At 62.8% G+C, this 309-nt stretch carries 1 protein-coding gene; it reads left to right on the top strand.

Annotated elements, in window-relative coordinates; translation table 11 throughout:
• A partial coding sequence (locus AF337_RS18865) for an AzlC family ABC transporter permease (RefSeq protein ID WP_193393642.1) occupies positions 1-309 on the top strand: 309 nt, incomplete at both ends.

The following is a 309-nucleotide window of genomic DNA, read 5'->3' as shown; positions in this document are numbered from 1 at the left end:
GGTCAACATCCGCCATGTGCTGATGAGCGCCTCCATCGGCATGAAGATGCAGTCCTTCTCCACCATCAGGCGCTATGCCGCCATGTTGTTCCTTGCCGACGAACTCTGGGCCATGGCGGAGTTCCGCGCCGGCAGCACACGGCTGACGCCCGTATGGTATGCCGGTATCGTCACGCCCTTCTATGCCGCCTGGGTCGGCTCTTCGCTGGCAGGCGCGTTGCTCGGCGCCTTTCTGGGCGATCCCGCGGTCATCGGTCTCGATTTCGCCTTTCCGGCCGTGTTTGTCGTGCTGGTCATGGGCTTCTGGAA

Source organism: Rhizobium ecuadorense, from assembly GCF_001187535.1.
Classification (GTDB): domain Bacteria; phylum Pseudomonadota; class Alphaproteobacteria; order Rhizobiales; family Rhizobiaceae; genus Rhizobium; species Rhizobium ecuadorense.
This window is presented reverse-complemented; position numbering and strand designations above follow the sequence as displayed.